The sequence below is a fragment of the Microbispora sp. NPDC046933 genome (assembly GCF_040644635.1).
Lineage (GTDB): Bacteria > Actinomycetota > Actinomycetes > Streptosporangiales > Streptosporangiaceae > Microbispora.
In genome coordinates, this window is sequence record NZ_JBEYWW010000034.1 from 81,834 (window position 1) to 101,545 (window position 19,712).

A 19,712-nucleotide genomic window follows, 5' to 3' on the forward strand; every position below is an offset into this window, starting at 1 on the left:
CCGGCAGCTCAGTCATGCTCCAGGGTCTCAAGGTCATCGGCGTGGCGATCAGAACCGAGCCGAGGATCTTCACCGGCGCGGTCCTCGCCAGCGCCCTCTACGGCGCGATGACCGTCGCCTCGTCCTGGGCGCTCGGCTGGGCGACCGACAACGCGGTGCTGCCCGCGTTCAGGGACGGCGCGGCGAGCACCGGCACGCTGGTCGCGGCGGCCCTGCTGATCGTGGGCGTGGCGGTGCTGAAGGCCGCGGGGATCATGGGCCGGCGCATCATGGCCGGGATCCACCAGTACCGCATGCAGGCCCACTCCCGCCGCGCGGTCACCCGGCAGTACCTGCGGCTGCCCCTCGCCTGGCACCACCGCCACCCGACCGGGCAGCTGCTGTCCAACGCCAACTCCGACGTCGAGGCGGCCTGGGGGCCGCTCGCGCCGCTGCCGATGGCGGTGGGCGTGATCGTGATGCTCGTGACGGCCGCCGCGGCGATCGTGCTGGTCGACCCGGTGCTCGCCGTCGTCGGTTTCCTGATCTTCCCGGCCGTGGCCGTGCTCAACCTGGTCTACCAGCGCAGGCTCTCGCCGCTGGTGATGCGGGCCCAGGAGCTGCGGGCCGAGGTGAGCGAGGTCGCGCACGAGAGTTTCGACGGGGCGCTCGTCGTCAAGACCCTCGGCCGGGAGGACGCGGAGACCGCCAGGTTCCAGGCGAAGGCCGACGCGCTGCGGGACGCGAACGTGGCCGTCGGCCGGGTCCGCGGGCTGTTCGACCCCATGCTCGAGGCGCTGCCCACGCTGGGCGTGCTGGCCGTGCTGCTCGTCGGGTCGCTCCGGCTGGAGTCCGGCGGCGTCGCGGCCGGCGACCTGATCCAGGTCGCCTACCTGTTCACGCTCCTCGCCTTCCCGATCCGGGCGCTCGGCTGGGTGCTGGCCGAGCTGCCGCGCAGCGTCGTCGGCTGGACCCGGGTCAGGGACGTCCTCGACGCCACCGGCTCCATGGAGTACGGCACGGCCCGCCTGGACGCGTCCGGCCCGGCCCGGGTGGAGGCCGAGGGCGTCTCCTACGCGTACGCGCCGGGGAGCCCGGTGCTGAAGGACGTGAGCTTCGCCGTCGCGCCGGGCCGTACGATCGCGGTCGTCGGACCGACCGGGGCGGGCAAGTCGACACTCACTCAGCTGCTCGCGCGCCTGATCGACCCCGGCGAGGGCGTGGTCCGCGTCGACGGCGCCGACCTGCGCGAGGTGGCCAGGGGCGAGGTGAGCGCCTCGGTGGCGCTCGTCCCGCAGCAGACGTTCCTGTTCGACGACACCGTGCGCGGCAACATCGCGCTCGGCGGCCAGGTGCCGGACGAGCGGATCTGGGCCGCGCTGCGGCTCGCGCAGGCCGACGGCTTCGTCAGCGCGCTGCCGTCCGGCCTGGACACCCGGATCGGCGAGCGCGGCGCGACGCTGTCGGGCGGCCAGCGCCAGCGCCTGGCGCTGGCCCGCGCGATCGTGCGCGAGCCCCGGCTGCTCATCCTCGACGACGCCACCTCCAGCGTGGACCCGCAGGTCGAAAAGCGCATCCTGTACGGCCTGCGCGACGGCGCGGCCGAGGCCACGGTGATCGTGGTCGCCTACCGGATGGCGACGATCGCGCTGGCCGACGAGGTCGTCTACCTGGAGCAGGGCGTGGTCGCCGACCACGGCACGCACGAGGAGCTGCTGGTCCGCTGCGCGGGCTACCGCGACCTCGTCACCGCCTACGAGCGCGAGGAGGCCGAGCGGGCCGCGCTCGACATCCGCGAAGACACCGATGAGGAGGTCGTGGCGTGACGCACGGCCCGAAGCCCTTGACGAGGAGTGTGACGCGGTGACCGCCGTGACCGACCCTGCGACCGGCACGGCCACAGGAGAGAGCTCGTCCCTGCGGTCGGCCGACCGGGGCGCCCTGGAGACGCTCAGGCAGGGCCTGCGGCTGTCGCCGGAGTTCCGACGCGGGCTCGCCGGGACGCTCGTGCTGGCCGTGCTGGCCACGCTGGGCAAGGTCGTCGTGCCGATCGCCGTGCAGCAGGTGATCGACCGCGGCCTGCGGTCGGGCGTGCCCGACCTGCCGTTCATCCGGAACGCGGTCGCGCTGTGCGCGCTCGCCGTGGTGCTGACCGCGCTGTGCGGCTACCTGATGAACGTCCGGCTCTACCGCTCCACGGAGTCGGGCCTGGCGGCCCTGCGCGGCAAGGGCTTCCGCCACGTGCACGACCTGTCGGTGCTGACGCAGAACACCGAGCGGCGGGGCGGCCTGGTCTCCCGCGTCACCGGCGACGTCGACCAGATCAGCACGTTCATGCAGTGGGGCGGGCTGATGGTCATCGTGTCCGCCGGCCAGCTGGTGGTGGCGACCGTGCTCATGGCCGTCTACTCCTGGCAGCTCACGCTGCTCGTGTGGGCCTGCTTCCTGCCGCTGGTGCTGGCCCTGCCCCGCTTCCAGCGCCTGGTGGCCGGGGCGTACACGCGGGTGCGCGAGCGCGCCGGCGACGTCCTCGCCGCCGTCAGCGAGTCGGTCGTCGGCAGCGCGGTGATCCGGGCGTACGGATCGGAGGACCGCACGGCGGAGCGGATCGACACGGCGGTGGACGGGATGCGCGCGGCGCAGACCCGGGCCCAGAAGATCGTCGGGTTCACGTTCCCGACCACCGAGCTGGCCGCCTCGATCACGATCGCGCTGGTGGTCGTGGCCGGGGTCTGGCTGGGCGTCGCCGAGTCGATCACCGCGGGGCGGCTCATCGCGTTCCTGTTCCTGATCACGCTGTTCATCAGCCCGCTGCAGACCGCGACCGAGGTGCTGAACGAGGCGCAGAACGCGATCGCCGGATGGCGGCGCATCCTGGGCGTGCTCGACACCCCGGCCGACGTGGCCGACCCGGAGAACGGCGCGACGCTGCCGCGCGGCCCGATCTCGGTCCGCTTCGACGGCGTGGGCTTCGCCTACCCCGGCGGGCCACCGGTGCTCCACGACGTGTCGGTGGACATCCCGCCGCGCACGAGGGTCGCGGTGGTGGGGGAGACCGGCTCGGGCAAGACGACCTTCGCCAAGCTGCTCACCCGGCTCATGGACCCGACCTCGGGCCGGATCCTCGTGGACGGGACCGACCTGCGCACGATCGGCTTCTCCTCGCTCAGGGAGCGGATCGTCATGGTCCCGCAGGACGGGTTCCTGTTCGACTCGACGCTTGAGGACAACATCCGCTTCGGACGGCCCTCGGCGACCCGGGAGGAGATCACCCGGGCCCTGACCGAGCTCGGCCTGGCCGACTGGCTCGACGGCCTGCCCGCCGGTCTGGACACCCCGGTCGGCCAGCGGGGCGAGTCCCTGTCGGCCGGAGAGCGGCAGCTCGTCGCGCTCGCCCGTGCCTACCTCGCCGACCCCGACCTGCTGCTGCTCGACGAGGCCACCTCCGCCGTGGACCCCGCCACCGAGGTGCGGCTCGCCCGCGCCCTCGACGGCGTCACCCGCGGTCGTACGGCCATCTCGATCGCCCACCGCCTGTCCACCGCCCAGGCGGCCGACGAGGTCCTGGTGTTCGAGCACGGCCGGATCGTCCAGCGCGGCCCGCACGCCGTCCTAGTCGGCCAGCCCGGCGTCTACGCCGACCTCTACGCCTCCTGGACCACCGCCACCACCGCCCGCTGACGCGTACGCGGAATCTCCTCCTGCGGCGGTCTACGGCCTGTGCCGTCCTGCCGGGGGTGGACGAGGCGGCCATCGGCTGCGGTGATGTTCGCCGCTGTCGCCACCACGTCAATGACTTTCGCCGTCATCGACGCCGTCGTGCTCGCGGAACCCGCCCGCACGCGCGTTCCGGTCCTCGTCGGCGAGGCCGAGTGGAGCCGTACCGTGGACGCGGAACGGCTGCGGGCGCGGCTTTCGCGTAAGGCGGCGAACCTCACCGGCGACGTGGACGCGCTGACGTACGCCGTGTGCGCCCGTGAGGAGGTCACGCACGTGCGCGAGGGCGTTCTGCCGATCACCGCGGCCGACGTCTTCAGGCCCTGATCAGGCCGCGGACAGGTGAGCCGGCCTCCTCCCACGCGCCCCCTCCCTCGAGATCTACGCCGAGACGCGAATGACGGACTTTCCGAAGTGGCCGCTCTCCCGCAGGTCGTGCAGGGCTTGGACGGCCTCGTCGAACGGCCGGACGTCGTGGACCACCGGCCGCAGGTCGTGGCGCCGTACGAAGGCCATGGCCTCGGCGAACTCCTCGGAGCTGCCCACCGAGGTGCCGACGACGCTGATCTGCCGGAAGAACAGCTCCCGCAACGACACCGACACATCGGGGCCGGTCGTCGCGCCGAGGGTCACCAGCCGCCCGCCGGAGCGCAGGGCGGCGAGGTGCGAGGCGAAGTACGCGGCCCCCACCGAGTCGACCACCAGATCGACGGGAGTACGCGGCGCGGGATAGCCGCCGTCGACGCCGAGGATCACCTCGTGGGCGCCCAGGGCCCGCGCCGCCTCGGCCTTCGCGGCGCTCCGGGTGACGGCGGTCACCCGGGCCCCGGCCGCGAGGGCCATCAGCACGCACATCGTGCCCACCCCGCTGGACACGGCCGGGACGAGTACGTGCTGTCCGGCCCGCAGTCCACCCCGGGTGAAGAGGGCGCGGAACGACGTGACCGCCACGAGCGGCAGGGCCGCCGCCTCCACCCAGTCCAGCCCCTCGGGCCGGGGATGGACGTTCGCCGCCGGAACCACGACGTACTCGGCGAGGGTCCCGTCCGGAGGGCCGCCGAGCAGGCGCGGAACGCCGGGCACGTCGTCGGCGGCCGGCCAGCCGAGGGTGGGATCGACGACGACCTCGTCGCCCACCGCGACTCCGGAGGCGCCGGGCCCCAGCGCGGCCACCTCGCCGGCGCCGTCCGAGCCCACCACCAGCGGGGGCTCGGTGCCGTCGCGGCCGGCCGCCACGAACAGGTCGTGCCGGTTCAGGGCCGCGCAGTGGATCCGCACCAGGACCTGGCCCGGCCCGGGCTCCGGCCGGGGGAGCAGCGCCGTCCGGAATCCGGCGACGCCGGGCGCTCCCGCGTGGACCACGGCGCGCATCGTCGGTTGATCCATGATCTCCCTCCTCACGCTTCCGCGATCTCGTGGATCGACGCCGGGCCGCGTTCTCCCCGGCCTCGCCGGCCGGTGAGGCGGGTCACGCCGTCGCGCAGCGACGTACGCAGCGTCTCAGGGGTCATCGTCGCGGCGATCAGGCTGAGCGTCGCGCCGCCCATGAGGTACCACCCGGGGGCGTACGTGGACGCGGTGACCTCGACGAGCGTGCCGGAGATGTACGGACCGGCGCCGCCGAAGAGGATCACGCCGAGGTTGTATCCGACGCTCACCCCGCTGGCGCGGCGGCTGGTGGGGAACAGTTCGCAGAACAGGGCAGGTTGCGGGGCCAGCATCATGACGTCTCCGACGAGCGTGAGGATCAGCCCGGCCACCACCAGATACCAGCGGCCCGTGTGCATCAGGGAGAGCGTCAGCAGGGAGGAGACCGCCACCCAGATCGCCCCGGCGATCAGGAACGGCCGGCGGCCGAAGCGGTCGCTGAGCATCGACGCGGGGACGACCGCGACGGCCATGAAGGCGAAGCCCGCGACGCCGGCGAGGCGGGCCTGCTGCGGGTCCATCCCCAGGTCGGTCGACAGGAACGTGGGACCGTAGACGAGCAGGACGTAGGTGCACATGGTGGGGGCGGCGGTGAGCCCGGCGATCAGCAGGATCGAGCGCCAGTCGCGCCTGAGCGCCGCGCGCAGCGGCCGCCTTTCGGCCTCGCCGGGATCGACCTTCTCGAACTCCGGGCTCTCTCCGAGGCGCAGCCGCAGGTAGAGGCCGACCAGTCCCAGCGGCAGGCTGACCAGGAAGGGAATCCGCCACCCCCACGACGCGGCGGCCTCGGCGCCCGTCGACAGCGAGACGACGACGGCCGACAGGGCGGCCGTCAGCATGCCGAGGGCGATCGTGCTCGTCTGCCAGCTCCCCGCGAAGGCCCGGCGTCCGGGCGGCGCGTGCTCGACGACGTACGACGCGGAGCTGGCCCACTCCCCGCCGGCCGAGATTCCCTGGACGCAGCGGAGCACGAAGATCAGGATCGGGGCGGCGATGCCGATCGTGTCGTAGCCCGGCACGAGGGCCATGGCCGCGGAGGCGACCGAGATGAGGATGACGATCAGCGACATGCTGGCCCGCCGGCCGATCCTGTCGCCCATGTGCCCGAAGATCAGCCCGCCGAGGGGCCGGACGACGAAGCTCATGCCGAAGACGGCGAAGGTCAGCAGCAGCGAGGCCCGGGCGTCGCCGGAGGGGAAGAAGGTGTCGGCGATGGCCTTGGCGAAGAACCCGTAGAGGGCGAAGTCGTACCACTCGATGAAGTTGCCGATGGAGGCGGCGGCGACGGCCTTCCGGAACGGCCTGGGGGCGGCCTCCGGCGGCTGGGGGTGTCCGCTCATTGTCATGTCCTTCCTGACCGGGGCATTACCGGGACAGGCCCTACCAGGAGGGCTGCCCCAGCACGGGGAACCGGTCGCAGTGTTCGAGGTAGGCGCCGTAGCGGATGGCGAGGTGGACCGAGCCCCAGGAGAGCGTCGGCGTCGAAACGGGGCGCAGCAGGTGCACGGGATCGGAATCCCGGGGGTGGAAGGTGAGTTCCGCCTCTCCGCTGCTCGCCGGGGAGAGAGGGGTGACCTCGAACGGGATGCGCACGAGCCGGCTGATGTCGTAGCCGGGGCCGTCCGCGCGGGGGACGAGCTTGAGGGTGAAGTGCGGCGTGATCCACGACGGCACGGCCGGCTCCGGGCCGGACCGCCCGGCCCTTCCGGTCACGTCGAGCAGCGGCGCCCCGTCGGCCATGACGACGCCCGCCGTGACCGCTTCGCCGGCACGCTCGACGACGACCTGGCGCACCTGCTTCTTCGGCAGCCCGAACGCCTCCCGCCCGAAGATCCCGTAGTTCAGGCCCGGGATGAACGTCTCGACCGCGTACGCGCCGAGCTCGCCCGCCTGCCCGAGCCGTGGGTGCTCGCAGGTCACGCACACCCCGGCCTGCGTGTACGACGGGCGGCGCTCGCTCGTGCCGTCGGCCCGGGAGAAGGCGGGGTCCTTGAACCGGGCGAACCACAGCATGACCGCCGGACTGGCCGGTGCCCGCAGCGGCGGGGGCAGGACGCCGTCGACGATCTCGCGTGAGGTCGCGTACTCCACTGTGAGCCAGTCGAGCGTCACCTGCTCCTCGCCCGCTCCGTAGAGCGGTGCGAAGGCGGGCATCCCCCAGGTGACGCCGGGCCCGGTCATCGGAGCGCTCCGGCGTCGTGGGCCTTCTCCCCGCGGACGAGGCGGCGCAGGCCGTTCGCGATCTTCTCCCGGGTGGGGAGGACGCCCGGCACCAGGGAGACGGCCGAGGGGATGCGGGCCGGGGCGGCGCCGATGCGTACCGGAGGGGCGAGCAGGTCCAGCCCGGACTCCGCGACCAGACCGACCACCTCGGCCCCGAAGCCCCCGAAGGTGTGCGCCTCGTGGACGACGGCCAGCCGCCGCGTCCTGGACACGGCGTCCCGGACGGCGGCCGGGTCGAGAGGGTTGAGCCAGCGCAGGTCGAGGACCTCGGCCTCGATGCCCTCGGCGGCCAGCTCCTCGGCCGCGTCCAGCACGAGGTTCTGCACGGCTCCCCAGGTCACCACCGTCACGTCGGAGCCTTCGCGCCGGACCCGCGCGCCGCCGATCGGCCCGACCTCGCCGCCGAGCCGGACGTCCGACCTGGCGCCGTGGTAGAGGGTCCGGTTCTCGATGACGATGACCGGGTCGTCGCACCAGACGGCGCTCAGCAGCATGTCGTACGCGTCCTGGGGGGTGCTCGGCATGCCGACCCGCAGGCCGGGGACGTGGGCGAAGAACGCCTCCAGGTTCTGGGAGTGCTGCGCGCACGCCCCCGGGCCGTTCCCCGCCTGGGTGCGGACGGTGATCGGGGCGGTGACGGCACCGCGCGAGACGTACCGCACGTTGGGGGCCTGGTTGACGAGCTGGTCCAGGGCAACGAGCGAGAAGTCGATCCACATGATCTCGGCGATGGGGCGGCGGCCGAACATGGCCGCGCCGATGGCTCCGCCGAGGATGGCCGACTCGGAGATGGGGGTGTCGAAGACGCGGTCGCCGAACTCGCGGTGCAGTCCCTTCGTGACGCCGAACACGCCGCCGGGCTTGGCCACGTCCTCGCCGAAGAGCAGGGTCTCCGGGCGCTCGCGCAGGGCACGGCGCAGGGCGTGGTTGACGGCCTCGGCATAGGTGAGCCGCTTGGTCTCGATCGTGGTGCCGGTCGTGGTGCCGGTCGCGTCGGTGGGCAGGAGGGTGAGGTCAGGCATAGAGGTGCTCCAATGCGGTCGCCGGGTCGGCCGGCGGTGAGTCGAGGGCGAGGCGGGAGGCGGCCTGGACCCGGTCGGCGACGCGCGCCCGGATCGCGTCGAGCTCGCCGGCCGCGACCCCTTCGGCGGACAGGCGCTCGGCGAGCCGCCCGATCGGCTCCGCGGCGACGGCCCGGTCCAGGTCGCCGGCGGGCCGGTAGTGCTGCGCGTCGCCGATGTAGTGGCCGACGATGCGCTGCGTCACGCACTCCAGCAGCGCCGGGCCCGCGCCGTCGCGGGCGCGCTGCACGCACGTCTCCATCGCCCGGGCCACCGCGTCCGGGTCGTTGCCGTCCACCCGCCCGCCGGGCATCCCGTACGCCGCGGCGCGGCGGAACAGCTCGGGGTTGCGGGTCATGTCGGCGATCGGGGTGAGCTCGGAGTAGGCGTTGTTCTCGACGACGAAGACGACCGGGAGGCCCCGGACGGCGGCGAAGTTCATCGCCTCGTGGACTGCGCCCTGGTTGAGCGCTCCGTCGCCGAAGGCGGCGACGGCGACGCGGCCGCTGCCGTCGAAGGCGGCCGCGAGGGCCGCGCCGGCGGCGATCGGGGCGCCGGCCCCGACGATCGAGTTCTCGCCGTACATGCCGTACCGGGGAGCGGTGAAGTAGGCGGATCCGCCTCTGCCGCCGTTGATCCCGGCGACGCGGCCGAGGATCTCGGCGAACAGCGCCTCGGGCGGCACGCCGCAGGCGAGTGCCCAGCCGTGGCCGCGGTACGTCGGGAAGACCGCGTCCCGGCTCAGGTCGAGGGCGGCGACGGCCCCCACGTACACGGCCTCCTGGCCGCTGCACAGATGGATCGAGCCGACCATGTCGCCGGCCGTGCGGAGCCGGGCGATCTCGTCCTCGACGCCGCGGATGAGCAGCATCCTTTCGAAGTAGCCGAGCAGTGCCGGGGTGTCGGAGCGCATGCGAAGGAGACCTCCTGGCGTTCGGTGGTTGCAAAGGGATACGGGCCGCCCCGCCGGAGTCAGGCGGCGGCCCGCCCGGCGTAGTCCGCCAGCGCCACGGCGAGCACCGCGGCGCACTCGACGACGTCGGCCTCGGTCACGTGCTCGTCGTCGGCGTGGGCCAGCGCCGTACGGCCGGGGCCGTAGATCACGGTGGGGACGCCGCGCCCGCCGTAGTAGGCGGCGTCGGAGCCGGCCGTGAAGGCGAGCGGCTCGCGGGCGGCGGCGCCGACGGCCTCCTGGCCCGACGCGAACGACGCGACCAGGGGGTGCTCGCGCGGCGTCTCCCAGCCGAGGAGTTCGTGCCCCCACTCGACCTCGACGGGATGCTCGGCGAGCCAGGGGTCCCCGGCGGCGACGCCGGCGACGGCGGCCTCAAACTCGTCCCGCACCCGCTGCGCGGACTCTCCCGGGGCCAGCCCGATCCGTCCGGCCATCGTGGCCAGGTCCGGCACGGCCGCCCGCCAGGCGCCCGCGGACACGGTGCCGATCGCGAACGGGATGGCGGAGGGCAGGTGGGCGAACAGCGGATGCCGGTAGGCGGCCGTCCGCCTCCCGGCCAGCTCGATCCACGCCTGCCGGACGCGCATCAGGCGCTCGAAGGCGTCCTCACCGGCCCAGGGAGCGGAGGTGTGGGCGGTCCGGCCGTGCACCGTGACCGAGAAGAAGAGCAGTCCGGAGGAGATCGGCACGATCCGGCTCTCGGTGGGTTCGAGCACGACCGCCGCGTCGGGTGCGGGGCCCTCGCGCAGCGCGACCCGCGTACCGATGCCGGTGGTCTCCTCCCCGACGACCAGGTGCCAGACCAGGTCGAGCGGTGGCCGGAGCCCGGCCCGGTCGAGCGCCGCGACGGCGAGCAGCCCCGCGGCGATGCCGCCCTTCATGTCGCAGGCGCCCCGGCCGTGGACCTTGCCGTCCACGCGCCGGCCGGCGAAGGGGGGATGGGTCCAGGCGTCCGGGTTCGCGGCCGGCACCACGTCCATATGGCCGTTGAGCGCCACGCGCGGGCCGCGGGCCCCAGGCCGGGAGGCGATGACGTTGAAGCGCTCACCCGGCCTGGCGTCGGCGTCCCGCACCTCATCCTCGATCATGGCCTGGCGCCGGACGTGCCAGCCGCGATCACGCAGATACTCCTCGTAGAGGGGGGCGACCCGGTCCTCGTGGCCGCCCGAGGTGTCGCGGCGCAGGGATTCGGCCAGCAGTTCCAGGTGCTCGTCGGCGAGCTCCTGGACCGCGTGGCGCACCGAGTCGGCGAACCGCGGCGCGAGCGTGGCCCGTCCGTGAGTGTCGTTCACGGGTACCTCCTAGGTCTTGCCCGAGGAGTATGTGCGGCCACGCCCGGTTCGCCGCGCCGTCACCGGCGGGTTTTCGAGTATTTGAAATCCGGTGCCGAGTCGGGGGGAAGGGTGAGCCGTCCCTCCCGCAGCAGGGTGCCCGCCGTCTGCGCGGCCAGGACGACCTCGCGGATGAACATCTGCTCGTTCCGGGCGAACCGCTCCGCGGGGACGGAGATCGTGAAGGCGCCGGCGGGGAGCCCGTCCCGGCCGGAGAAGGCCGCCGCGACGCACCTGATCCCCACAGCGAACTCCTCGTCGTCCAGGGCGTAGCCCCGCCGGCGTACGCGCCCGAGTTCGACGTGGAACGCCTCGGGATCGGTGATGGTGTTCGGGGTGAGCCGCTCGAACGGGAGCCGGTCGACGATCTCGGCGCAGCGCTCCTTGGGCAGATTGGCCAGCACCGCCTTGGCCGAGGCACGCGCGTGCAGGGACTGCCGGAACCCGACCTCCAGCCTGCCGACGGTGATCGCCTGGGGGCCGGCCAGATAGTGCAGGAGGGTCAGCTCGCCCCTCCGCCAGCCCGAGACGTAGGCGGTCTCCTTGGTCCGGCTGTGCAGCCCCTTCAGGATGATCGACAGTTCCGGCTCGGGGCCGGCGCGTCGCTGGACGTGCCAGCTCAGCACGGCCGCCCGCGTCCCGACGTCGTACCTGCCGCCGCGGCGGCGGGTGAGGTACTGCTCGGCGATCAGCGTACGGAGCAGGTGATAGGTCGTGCCCAGGCTCAGGCCGACGCGTTCGCTGATGTCGCGGGCGGTCAGCTCTCCGCCGTGCTCGGCGACCAGTGCGAAGACGACCAGTCCCCTCGTCAGGGTGGACAGGGTGCTCGGGGACTTCCCGTCGAGGTGATCGGACGAAGCGGACATCACGGACTTTGATTATCTGAAATCGCGCCCGTCGGCAAGGATGCCGGGCGGCGCGGCCACCTACGCTCCACCGGACAGCACCTGTCTCCCCTCGCACCAGAAGGAGGCCGCCCGATGGGCACGCGTCCACTCCTCGAACGCCACCGCGCGGTGATGCCGTCCTGGATGAACCTCTACTACGAGGACCCCATCGAACTCGTACGCGGAGAAGGGCGCCACGTCTTCGACGGCGAGGGGCGGCGCTACCTCGACTTCTTCGGCGGCCTGCTCGCCACGATGGTGGGGCATGACATCCCGGAGATCACGGAGGCGATCCGGGAGCAGGCCGGCCGCATCCTGCACACCTCGACGCTCTACCTGGTGCGGCGGCAGGTGGAGCTCGCCGAGCGGATCGCGGCGGCGAGCGGCATCCCCGACGCGAAGGTCTTCTTCGTGAACTCCGGCACGGAGGCGGTCGAGACCGCCCTGCTGCTCGCGACCCAGTACCGCCGCTCGAACCAGGTCCTCGCCCTGCGCGGCAGCTACCACGGGCGATCCTTCGGCACCGTCGCCGCGACCGGCATCAGGGGCTGGTCGGCCACCTCGCTGAGCCCGCTGAACGTCACGTACGTGCACAGCGGCTACCGGCTGCGCAGCCCCTTCCGGGGCCTGGACGACGCCGCGTACGTCGCCGCGTGCAAGGAGGAGCTGCGCACGATCATCGAGACCGCCACCGCGGGCGACGTGGCCTGTCTCATCGCCGAGCCCGTGCAGGGCGCCGGCGGTTTCGCCACGCCGCCGCCGAGCTTCTTCGCCGAGATGAAGTCCGTGCTCGACGAGTACGGAATCCTGTTCGTGTCGGACGAGGTCCAGACCGGCTTCGGACGGACGGGCGCGGCCTACTTCGGCATCCAGGCGTTCGGCGTGCGCCCCGACGCGATGGCCTTCGCCAAGGGCGTCGCGAACGGCGTGGCGATGGGCGGCGTGGTCGCCAGGGGCGACCTCATGGACTGCCTGGGAGCCAACTCCATCTCCACGGCGGGCGGCAACCCGCTCGCCTGCGCCGCCGCCGTGGCCACGCTCGACGTCATCAGGGACCGCGACCTCCAGGCGAACGCCGACCGCGTCGGCGCCCGCCTGCGGGACGGCCTGCGGCGCATCGCGGCGGACCACGCCTGCGTCGCCGAGGTCCGCGGCATGGGCCTGATGATCGGGGTCGAGATCGTCACGCCCGGCACCACCCGGCCGGACACGGCCCTCGTGGCGCGCATCCTCGAGGAGTGCAGGTCGCGCGGCCTGCTCATCGGCCGCGGCGGGCTGCTCGGCAACGTCCTGCGGGTCACGCCGCCGATGACGGTGACCGAGGAGGAGGCCGACGAGGCGTTGCGTATCTTGACCGATGTCATGGAGGAGATCGCCGCCATGGCGGCGGTATGAGCGGAAGCGAGCGGGACATGGAGGACGTCGTGGGGAAGCCGGCGCTGGTCGAGCGGCGTAGCACGGACAGGATCGCCCCGCCCCTCGGTGCGTACAGCCACGCGGCGCGCGTCTCACCGGAGGGCGCCGTCCTGCACATCGCGGGGCAGGTCGGCAACGCCCCCGACGGAACGGTCGCCCCGGACGCGTACGGGCAGACCGTCCAGGCGTTGCGCAACATCGCCGCCGTCGTCGAGGACGCCGGAGGGACCCCGGGGGAGGGGCTGGTCTCGCTGTTCACGATGGTCGCGAGCCGGGAGGCGCTTCCCGGCGTGCGCCGCGGCATCGGCGAGGTCTTCGCCGAGTGGTTCCCGGAGGGGGACTATCCGATCAACTCGTTGTGCGTGGTGGCCGGGCTGGCCCGCGAGGACCTGCTGGTCGAGATCGCCTCGGTCGCGGTGGTGCCGGGATGACGCCGGAGGACTTCCGCGCGCTCTTCCCCGCTCTGCGGCGGGTGATCTGGGCCGACACCCCGGGCGCCGCGCTCGGCTGCCTCCCGGTGGCACGGAGCCTGTCGGAGGCGCTGGACTCCTGGCTGGACGGCTCGTTCGACTGGACCGCCTGGGACGCGGCGGCCGGTCGGGCCCGCGAGCGGTTCGCCGCCTGGCTGGGGATCGACCCCGGCTGTGTGGCCACCCTGGGGTCCGCGTCGGAGGCCGTCGCCACGGTGGCGGCCTCACTGCCGCGGGGGCGGGTGGTGGTGTCCGCCGAGGACTTCCGCAGCACGCGCTGTCCCTGGGCCCCGTTCCACGACGTGACCGAGGTGGCGCACGGACCCGACGGGCTCCGGGTGGACGACCTGCTCGCCGCGATCACTCCGGGCACGACCGTCGTCTCGGTCAGCCACGTGACCAGTCACGAGGGGCTGCGGCTGCCGTTGCCGGCCCTTCGCGACCGCTGCGACGAGGTCGGCGCCCTGCTGCTGGTCAACGCCACCCAGAGCCTCGGCGTCCTCGACCTGGATCTGGTCCGGTGCCGGCCGGACTACCTCGTCGCGCACGCCTACAAGTGGATGCTCGCTCCGCGCGGCTCGGCGTTCCTCGCGATCCGGCCCGATCGCCTCGGCCCGGTCCGGCCGCTGGTGGAGAGCTGGCGCACCACCGGCGCGCCGCTGGCGTACTTCGGCGGCGACCTCGTGCCCGCCGCAGACGCGAGCCGGCTGGACACGTCACCGGCCTGGCTGGCCTGGACGGGCACCGTGGCCGCCCTCGACGTGCTGGCCCGGCTCGACCCCGCGGAGGTCGACCGGCACGCCACGGGGCTCGCGGCCCGGCTGCGCGAGCGGGCGGGCGCGGCCGGCTACCGGCCCCTCGCCGCCGACGGGCCCTCGCACATCGCCGTACTGCGTCCCCCCGAAGGAGTCGATCCGCGGGCGTTGCTGGAGCGGCTCCGAAGCCGGGGCGTGCGGGCCACCGCGGCCGCCGACCGGATCCGCTTCGGCTTTCACTACTACAACACCGCCGACGAGGTCGACGCGATCTCTCGCCTCCTGATCGAGGAGGCCGGGTAGTCCGGCGGACGAGTCGCCTCAGTGGGTCTGCGGGTCGCCGCCGGACAGGCGCTGGGCCAGGTAGATCGGGATCACCGACAGCAGGATCAGCGCGGCGGCCACCACGTTGACCACCGGCGCCTGGTTGGGCCGGAACAGGTTCTCGAAGATCCAGATCGGCAGCGTGCGGACGCCGGCTCCGGCGGTGAACGTGGTGACGATGATCTCGTCGAACGACAGCGCGAAGGCGAGCAGACCGCCCGCGAGCAGAGCCGAGCGCATCATCGGGAACGTCACCAGGCGGAACGTGGTGAACGTGTCCGCCCCGAGGTCGGCCGACGCCTCCTCCAGGTTCAGGCCCATGCGGCGCAGCCGGGCCAGCACGTTGTTGTAGACGGTGACCACGCAGAACGTCGCGTGGCCGACGATCACGGTCAGCAGCCCGAGGGGGAGACCGAGCACCGTGTGGAAGGTGTTGCTCAGCGCGATGCCGGTCACGATGCCCGGCAGGGCGATGGGCAGCACGATCACCAGCGAGACCGTCTCCCGGCCGAAGAACCGGTAGCGCTGCACGGCGAAGGCGGCCATCGTGCCGAGCACGAGCGCGATCACGGTCGCGCCGAGACCCGCCTGGACCGAGGTCCACAGCGCGTCGCGCAGGCCGGCCGAGCCCCAGGCGGCGCTCCACCAGCGCAGCGTGAACCCGGCGGGCGGCCAGGAGAAGGTCCGGTCGGAGTTGAACGAGTTGAGCAGCACCACGGCCAGCGGCACGTAGACGACGGCCAGGCCGGCCACCAGCGCCGCCCGCAGCAGCGTCCGGGACGTCCGAGAGAGGTTCACCGGGCCTCCTTCGCCGGCCGGCGAACCATGTCGCTTCCGGTTCGTTCGCATCGCTGTCTCACAGATTCTCCAGCGCGCCGGTGCGGCGTACGGCCGCGAGGTAGACCAGCATGATCACTACGGGGACGGTGGCGACGGCGGCGGCGAAGGGCAGGTTGTTGGCCGCGCCGATGTTGTCGTAGACCACGTTGCCGATGAGCTGGGTCTTGCCGCCGACGATCTTCACGGTGATGTAGTCGCCCAGCGAGAGCGAGAACGTGAAGATCGACCCCGCCACGGCGGCGGGGAAGGTCAGCGGCCAGACCACCGTGCGGAACGTCCGCCACCCGCGCGCGCCGAGGTCGCCGGCCGCGTCGAGCAGCGAGTTCGGCAGCCGTTCGAGCCCCGCGTAGATCGGCAGGATCATGTACGGCAGCCACAGGTACGACAAGGTCACCACGGTGGCGGTCAGGCCGTAGCCCCAGCCGAGCAGGCCGTCCGAGGACAGCATCACCCGCCAGGCGTACGCCTTGACCAGATAGGACGCCCACAGCGGGGTGAGCACGGCGATCACCAGCCAGCGCTGGGCCCGCGGTGAGGCGAGCTTGGCCATCGCGAACGCCATGGGGAAGGCCACCACCAGGTCGATCAGCGTGACCGCCGCCGCCACCCCGAGCGAGCGCAGGGCGACCGTGCGGTAGACCTCGCCGGTGACCAGGTCGGTGAAGTTGGCCCAGGTGAACACCTTGACCACGTCGCCGGTGAACACGTCGGTCGACCAGAACGCGGTGACGAGAAGGGCGGCCAGCGCGCCCAGGTAGGCCAGCCCCAGCCAGGCCAGGGGCGCCGACAGCAGCAGCGACAGCCGCACCCCGGCGTGCCGGTGCAGGAACGAGGCGGCCCGCCTCCGCATCCCGGGGGAGGCGGCCGTCGTGGTGATGGTCGTCATCGTCTTCTCTCCGTGCGGCTTGTCTCCGTACGTCTTCTCTCCGTGCGGCCGAGGGGGACGGCCGGGCGGCCGTCCCCCGGGGGAGTGCTCAGCCCTTGATCTCGGTCCAGGCCCGGGTCCACTCGGAGTAGTCGGTGCACGTGACGTCGGTGCGCCCGTCGAGGCACTGCGCGATCGGCGTGGTCCAGTAGTGGACCTTGGAGAAGTACTCCTCGTCGGTGGCGTGGTAGGTGTCGCAGAACGACTTGTCGGAGGTCTCCGCGCACGCCTTCGCGTTGGACGGCGCCTCGCCGAACCACTCGGCCACCTGCGCGTTGGCCTTGGGGGAGATGATCCAGTCGAGCCACTTGTAGGCGCAGTTGGGGTGCTTGGCCTTCGCGGCGACCATCCAGGTGTCCGACCAGCCGGTGGAGCCCTCCTTCGGCAGCGCCGTCTCCACCGGCGCCTTGTCGGCCTCCACCAGGTTGGCGATCACCTGCCAGGTCGTGCCCACGGCCGTGTCGCCGGACTTGAACGACTGCACCGCCTTGGTGTAGTCGGACCAGTACTCGCCGACGTTCTGCTTCTGCTGCTTGAGCAGGTCGACCGCGGCCTGGAGCTGCTTGTCGTCCAGCGCGTACGGGTCCTTGATGCCCAGCTCCGGCTTGGCCGACATCAGGTAGAGCGCGGCGTCGGCGATGTAGATGGGCGAGTCGTACGCCGTCACCTTGCCCTTGTACGGCGAGGCCGGGTCGAACACGACGCCCCAGGAGTCGGGGGCCGGCTTCACCGTGTCCGTGCGCCACATGAGCAGGTTCGCGCCGCGGCCGTGCGGAATGCCGTACGGGACCCCGTTGACGGAGTTCCACGGCTTGAGCTTCAGCCCCTCGAACACGTCCTTGTAGTTCGGCACGAGGTCGGTGTTGACCGGTGCGACCGTGCCCGAGGCGATCAGGCGCAGCGAGGCGTCGCCCGAGGCCGACACGGCGTCGTACTCGCCGGTCTTCATCAGGTTGACCATCTCGTCGGAGGTGCCGGCCGTCTTGGTGTTGACCGTGCAGCCCGTCGCCTTCTCGAACGGGTGGACCCAGTCGACCTTGGGGTCGTTGGAGCCGTCCTCCGCGTACCCGGCCCAGGCGACCAGGTTGACCTGGCCCTCGCCGGCGCCGAGCGACTTCAGGGCCTCGATCTTGGGCGGGGTGAAGGCGCCGCCGCCGGGGGCCGCGCCCGAGCCGCCGGTGGCGGGGGACGACCCGCCGCCGCAGCCCGCGACGGCGGCGAGCGCCAGCGCGGCGGTGACGACGAGAGAGGGCCTGGCGAAACGCGGACGGGGGGACCGCATCGTGGTTCTCCTTGCTGTGAATGGTGCTGTGGACGCGGTGGCGGAGCTCAGCCGGCGGCGACCGGCTCGGCGGGGGCGTCGATGGGGAACTCGTGCCGGCGGTGCCACACGAGGCGGACGCGGGCGCCGCGCAGGCCCGTCACGTCCATGGACGACGCCTGCAGGTTCTGCTGGAGGGCGATGAGACGCCCGCCCGCGTCCAGGTCCACGACGAACCGGGTCGCCGGGCCGGCGTACACCACCTCGCGGATCACTCCGGCCGCCTCGTGCTCGTCGGGGCCGGTCTCCTCCTCGCCGAGCACGACGCGCAGCTTCTCGGGCCGGACGCTGAAGGTCCCCTCCCTGCCCAGCACGGCCCGGGCGGCCTCGCCGGAGATGAGGTTGGAGGTGCCGACGAAGGAGGCGACGAAGGCGGTGGCGGGGCGCTCGTACACCTCGGCGGGGGTGCCGACCTGCTCGATCCCGCCCTGGTTGAAGACCGCGATCCGGTCGCTCATCGTCAGCGCCTCCTCCTGGTCGTGGGTCACGAACAGGAACGTGATGCCGACCTCCCGCTGGATCGCCTTCAGCTCGACCTGCATCTCCTCGCGGAGCTTGAGGTCGAGCGCGCCGAGCGGCTCGTCGAGCAGCAGCACGCGGGGCCGGTTGACCAGCGCGCGGGCCAGTGCGACCCGCTGGCGCTGGCCGCCGGACAACTGCGCCGGGCGCCGCTTCTCGAAGCCCTCCAGCCGCACCGAGCGCAGCGCGGCGAGCGCCCGTTCGCGCCGCTCGGCCTTGGGCACCTTCTTCACCCGCAGGCCGTACTCGACGTTGTCCAGCACGCTCATGTGGGGGAACAGCGCGTAGTCCTGGAAGACCGTGTTCACGTCCCGCTCGAACGGCGCGAGCCGCGTGACGTCGCGCCCGCCCAGCTCGACCGTCCCTGCCGTGGGCGACTCGAACCCGGCGATCATGCGCAGCACGGTCGTCTTCCCCGAGCCGGACGGCCCGAGCATCGCGAAGAACTCCCCGTCGGCGACGTCGAGGTCGATCCCGGCCACCGCCTCGACCGGTCCGAAGCTCTTGCGCAGGCCGCGGAGACTGACTGCTTGGTCTGGCATGACCTAAAACATATGGAGTTAAATGTTTCGCGTAAAGACTCGATCCGGTATCACTGTTGTCAACTTTCGCGGAGTCCACTTCCGCGGAGTCAACCGCCGCGGACGGCGAACAGGAGTGCGACCGTGAACATGGCCCGCCTGGCCGTCTTCTCGCCGGTGGACAGCACCGGCCGGGTGGACGCCGTCGTACGGCGGCTCGCCGACGCGATCGCGGTCGGCCTGCTCGCCGACGGCGAGCAGCTGCCCAGCGAGGCGGAGCTGGCGGGCAGGCTCGGCGTCTCCACCGTGACCCTGCGGGAGGCGCTCATGGCGCTGCGCCAGCAGGGGATGGTCGAGACGCGGCGCGGCCGGGGCGGCGGCAGCTTCGTCCGCCTGCCCGCCGAGCTCGACCCCCTGGCGCGGCTGCGCACGTTCGCCGCCGACGAGCTGCGCGATTTCGGCGACCACTACGCGGCCATCGCGGGGACGGCGGCCCGGCTGGCCGCCGAGCGCTCGCTTCCCTCGGACGTCGCGCCCCTGTGGCGCACCCTGGACGAGATGGACGCCGTCGCCGCATCCACCGAGACGGCCGGGTCCGCCGGGGAGGCGTGCGCGCGGCTGCGCAGGCTCGACGGCCGCTTCCACATCGAGGTGGCGGCGGCCTCGCAGTCGGCCCGCCTCACTCAGGAGGAGATCCGGTTACAGGCTGACATCGGACCGTTGCTCTGGCTTCCGCACGAGGGCCTGAGCGGGCACGATGAGACGGCGGCACAGCATCGCGCCATCGCCGGGGCCGTCGAGCGCGGCGACGGCGAGCAGGCCAGGGCCGTCGCCGAGCGGCACGTGCTCGACGCGACACGACACCTCATCGAGCTTCGGCTGCGGCTGCGGGAGTAAGAAGCATGAGCACACCGGCGTCACTTGTGCAGGCCGGGCACGACCACGCCGCCGCGGCGGCGGCGCGGGTGCGCGAGACGGCCGAGGGCGTCTTCGAGGCGCTGCGCGAGGTCCGCGACGCCGCCGTCGCCTGCGTCCTGCCC

The 19,712-nt window shown here is 72.8% G+C and carries 18 protein-coding genes; 7 read left to right on the forward strand and 11 right to left on the reverse strand.

The window, feature by feature from the left end:
- The first annotated feature begins 14 nt into the window (after positions 1–14).
- From ABZ857_RS34835 to ABZ857_RS34845, 3 genes are all read left to right on the forward strand, one after another.
- A complete protein-coding gene (locus ABZ857_RS34835) occupies positions 15–1,805 on the forward strand; it encodes an ABC transporter ATP-binding protein (RefSeq protein ID WP_357051977.1) in 1,791 nt (596 codons plus the stop codon).
- Between the two features lie 91 nt (positions 1,806–1,896).
- Positions 1,897–3,660, forward strand: a complete 1,764-nt coding sequence (locus ABZ857_RS34840) for an ABC transporter ATP-binding protein (RefSeq protein WP_357051980.1) — start codon at positions 1,897–1,899, stop codon at positions 3,658–3,660.
- A gap of 111 nt (positions 3,661–3,771) precedes the next feature.
- Positions 3,772–4,023 carry a hypothetical protein gene (locus ABZ857_RS34845; RefSeq protein WP_357051932.1) on the forward strand — a complete coding sequence of 84 codons (252 nt, stop codon included), beginning with the start codon at positions 3,772–3,774 and terminating at the stop codon, positions 4,021–4,023.
- A gap of 54 nt (positions 4,024–4,077) precedes the next feature.
- On the opposite strand, the gene ABZ857_RS34850 is transcribed toward ABZ857_RS34845, so the two are convergent.
- Genes ABZ857_RS34850 through ABZ857_RS34880 form a run of 7 tightly spaced genes read right to left on the reverse strand, consistent with a single transcriptional unit; the run spans position 4,078 to position 11,560 of the window.
- Positions 4,078–5,082 (reverse strand): zinc-binding dehydrogenase, encoded by a 1,005-nt coding sequence (locus tag ABZ857_RS34850; RefSeq protein WP_357051935.1) that lies wholly within the window; start codon positions 5,080–5,082, stop codon positions 4,078–4,080.
- Positions 5,083–5,093: 11 nt separating this feature from the next.
- The gene (locus ABZ857_RS34855) at positions 5,094–6,464 is read right to left on the reverse strand and encodes an MFS transporter (protein ID WP_357051938.1); all 1,371 of its coding nucleotides are present in this window, start codon (positions 6,462–6,464) and stop codon (positions 5,094–5,096) included.
- A 40-nt stretch (positions 6,465–6,504) separates the two neighbouring features.
- A complete protein-coding gene (locus tag ABZ857_RS34860) occupies positions 6,505–7,305 on the reverse strand; it encodes an acetoacetate decarboxylase family protein (RefSeq protein WP_357051941.1) in 801 nt (266 codons plus the stop codon).
- Positions 7,302–8,369: a transketolase C-terminal domain-containing protein gene (locus ABZ857_RS34865; protein ID WP_357051944.1), complete on the reverse strand. Its 1,068-nt coding sequence runs from the start codon at positions 8,367–8,369 to the stop codon at positions 7,302–7,304. The genes ABZ857_RS34860 and ABZ857_RS34865 overlap by 4 nt, the downstream gene beginning before the upstream one ends.
- Positions 8,362–9,321 carry a thiamine pyrophosphate-dependent dehydrogenase E1 component subunit alpha gene (locus ABZ857_RS34870; RefSeq protein ID WP_357051947.1) on the reverse strand — a complete coding sequence of 320 codons (960 nt, stop codon included), beginning with the start codon at positions 9,319–9,321 and terminating at the stop codon, positions 8,362–8,364. Before ABZ857_RS34870 ends, ABZ857_RS34865 begins: the two co-directional genes overlap by 8 nt.
- Before the next feature lie 59 nt (positions 9,322–9,380).
- Positions 9,381–10,655, reverse strand: a complete 1,275-nt coding sequence (locus ABZ857_RS34875) for an ArgE/DapE family deacylase (RefSeq protein ID WP_357051950.1) — start codon at positions 10,653–10,655, stop codon at positions 9,381–9,383.
- Positions 10,656–10,714: 59 nt separating this feature from the next.
- The gene (locus tag ABZ857_RS34880) at positions 10,715–11,560 is read right to left on the reverse strand and encodes an IclR family transcriptional regulator (protein ID WP_357051983.1); all 846 of its coding nucleotides are present in this window, start codon (positions 11,558–11,560) and stop codon (positions 10,715–10,717) included.
- Between the two features lie 114 nt (positions 11,561–11,674).
- Between ABZ857_RS34880 and ABZ857_RS34885 the strand changes: the two genes are divergently transcribed.
- From ABZ857_RS34885 to ABZ857_RS34895, 3 genes are read left to right on the forward strand one after another with little or no spacing between them, the layout of a single operon-like run.
- Entirely contained in the window at positions 11,675–12,976 is a 1,302-nt protein-coding gene (locus tag ABZ857_RS34885) for an aspartate aminotransferase family protein (RefSeq protein ID WP_357051953.1), read from the forward strand.
- A complete protein-coding gene (locus ABZ857_RS34890; RefSeq protein ID WP_357051956.1) occupies positions 12,973–13,428 on the forward strand; it encodes a Rid family hydrolase in 456 nt (151 codons plus the stop codon). Before ABZ857_RS34885 ends, ABZ857_RS34890 begins: the two co-directional genes overlap by 4 nt.
- Positions 13,425–14,525, forward strand: coding sequence for an aminotransferase class V-fold PLP-dependent enzyme (locus tag ABZ857_RS34895; RefSeq protein ID WP_357051958.1), 1,101 nt, complete (start codon positions 13,425–13,427; stop codon positions 14,523–14,525). Before ABZ857_RS34890 ends, ABZ857_RS34895 begins: the two co-directional genes overlap by 4 nt.
- A gap of 18 nt (positions 14,526–14,543) precedes the next feature.
- Here ABZ857_RS34895 and ABZ857_RS34900 read toward each other — a convergent pair whose 3' ends face one another.
- From ABZ857_RS34900 to ABZ857_RS34915, 4 genes are all read right to left on the reverse strand, one after another.
- The gene (locus ABZ857_RS34900; RefSeq protein ID WP_357051962.1) at positions 14,544–15,344 is read right to left on the reverse strand and encodes an ABC transporter permease; all 801 of its coding nucleotides are present in this window, start codon (positions 15,342–15,344) and stop codon (positions 14,544–14,546) included.
- Between the two features lie 58 nt (positions 15,345–15,402).
- Entirely contained in the window at positions 15,403–16,272 is an 870-nt protein-coding gene (locus ABZ857_RS34905) for an ABC transporter permease (protein WP_357051965.1), read from the reverse strand.
- Positions 16,273–16,360: 88 nt separating this feature from the next.
- Positions 16,361–17,593, reverse strand: a complete 1,233-nt coding sequence (locus ABZ857_RS34910) for an ABC transporter substrate-binding protein (RefSeq protein WP_357051968.1) — start codon at positions 17,591–17,593, stop codon at positions 16,361–16,363.
- A gap of 47 nt (positions 17,594–17,640) precedes the next feature.
- A complete protein-coding gene (locus tag ABZ857_RS34915) occupies positions 17,641–18,693 on the reverse strand; it encodes an ABC transporter ATP-binding protein (protein WP_357051971.1) in 1,053 nt (350 codons plus the stop codon).
- A gap of 129 nt (positions 18,694–18,822) precedes the next feature.
- Here ABZ857_RS34915 and ABZ857_RS34920 point away from each other — a divergent pair, with 129 nt between their 5' ends.
- Positions 18,823–19,569: an FCD domain-containing protein gene (locus tag ABZ857_RS34920; protein ID WP_357051986.1), complete on the forward strand. Its 747-nt coding sequence runs from the start codon at positions 18,823–18,825 to the stop codon at positions 19,567–19,569.
- Positions 19,570–19,712 lie beyond the last annotated feature (143 nt).

What these genes read in the sequence shown, in the direction of transcription:
- ABZ857_RS34885 (WP_357051953.1), top strand. Translation starts at nt 11,675, where the DNA reads ATGGGCACGCGTCCACTCCTCGAACGCCACCGCGCGGTGATGCCGTCC.
- ABZ857_RS34845 (WP_357051932.1), top strand. Translation starts at nt 3,772, where the DNA reads ATGACTTTCGCCGTCATCGACGCCGTCGTGCTCGCGGAACCCGCCCGC.
- ABZ857_RS34835 (WP_357051977.1), top strand. Translation starts at nt 15, where the DNA reads ATGCTCCAGGGTCTCAAGGTCATCGGCGTGGCGATCAGAACCGAGCCG.
- ABZ857_RS34860 (WP_357051941.1), bottom strand. Translation starts at nt 7,305, where the DNA reads ATGACCGGGCCCGGCGTCACCTGGGGGATGCCCGCCTTCGCACCGCTC.
- ABZ857_RS34870 (WP_357051947.1), bottom strand. Translation starts at nt 9,321, where the DNA reads ATGCGCTCCGACACCCCGGCACTGCTCGGCTACTTCGAAAGGATGCTG.
- ABZ857_RS34855 (WP_357051938.1), bottom strand. Translation starts at nt 6,464, where the DNA reads ATGAGCGGACACCCCCAGCCGCCGGAGGCCGCCCCCAGGCCGTTCCGG.
- ABZ857_RS34905 (WP_357051965.1), bottom strand. Translation starts at nt 16,272, where the DNA reads ATGACGACCATCACCACGACGGCCGCCTCCCCCGGGATGCGGAGGCGG.
- ABZ857_RS34895 (WP_357051958.1), top strand. Translation starts at nt 13,425, where the DNA reads ATGACGCCGGAGGACTTCCGCGCGCTCTTCCCCGCTCTGCGGCGGGTG.
- ABZ857_RS34865 (WP_357051944.1), bottom strand. Translation starts at nt 8,369, where the DNA reads ATGCCTGACCTCACCCTCCTGCCCACCGACGCGACCGGCACCACGACC.
- ABZ857_RS34850 (WP_357051935.1), bottom strand. Translation starts at nt 5,082, where the DNA reads ATGGATCAACCGACGATGCGCGCCGTGGTCCACGCGGGAGCGCCCGGC.
- ABZ857_RS34890 (WP_357051956.1), top strand. Translation starts at nt 12,973, where the DNA reads ATGAGCGGAAGCGAGCGGGACATGGAGGACGTCGTGGGGAAGCCGGCG.
- ABZ857_RS34910 (WP_357051968.1), bottom strand. Translation starts at nt 17,593, where the DNA reads ATGCGGTCCCCCCGTCCGCGTTTCGCCAGGCCCTCTCTCGTCGTCACC.
- ABZ857_RS34920 (WP_357051986.1), top strand. Translation starts at nt 18,823, where the DNA reads ATGGCCCGCCTGGCCGTCTTCTCGCCGGTGGACAGCACCGGCCGGGTG.
- ABZ857_RS34915 (WP_357051971.1), bottom strand. Translation starts at nt 18,693, where the DNA reads ATGCCAGACCAAGCAGTCAGTCTCCGCGGCCTGCGCAAGAGCTTCGGA.
- ABZ857_RS34880 (WP_357051983.1), bottom strand. Translation starts at nt 11,560, where the DNA reads ATGTCCGCTTCGTCCGATCACCTCGACGGGAAGTCCCCGAGCACCCTG.